The following is a 580-nucleotide window of genomic DNA, read 5'->3' as shown; positions in this document are numbered from 1 at the left end:
TCACGAGACGAACCGCGAGACAACCCTAAGATAACGGCGATCCGGCGCCTTCAGGATCAGGTCGATCGGCAGGGAAGTCCGCTGCGCCAAATTCAGCAGATGCAGAACCTGGCGAATCGCTACACCGCAGACTCTCGGCCGGAGAGTTTCGCACGGGCTTTCGACTATCAGCGCGAAATCCAGGAAGTGCTGAAGTACTCGGCGGTCCCAAAACATGTCCAGGAAATAATCGATGGGTCATCCATCTCCGCGCAATTCAAGCGCGTGATGGAACAGCAACTGGTGAACCCCACATTCCCCGCCCTCGTGCGGTATAGCGACATCATCCGGCGAGCGAATGACCTAGCGCTTGGTCTGAAACCGATCTCGGAGCATCAAAAAATGCTGGAGAGGCTTCGCTACCAATCCCTTGGCGGATTCGCGGCTGTCGACTTCACGCGGCACCTGGAGGAGGCAAACCCCGCATTGCGGGCAATAGAGGAGGCTAGGAAGTCGTTCGACAGATTCTGGTCGACGTTACGCGACATTGACTTCAGCCAGTTCGAGGCGAGTGCGGTAGACGAGCAGGAGGCCGAGGAAG

The 580-nt window shown here is 57.6% G+C and carries 1 protein-coding gene; it reads left to right on the top strand.

Going from position 1 to position 580, the window contains the following annotated elements; all coding sequences use genetic code 11:
* Positions 1 to 580 (top strand): hypothetical protein (locus AC066S_RS39090; protein ID WP_478271945.1); only part of this gene is annotated, 580 nt, incomplete at both ends.

It is taken from the genome of Bradyrhizobium sp. CFUWI, from assembly GCF_056429085.1.
This window is presented reverse-complemented; position numbering and strand designations above follow the sequence as displayed.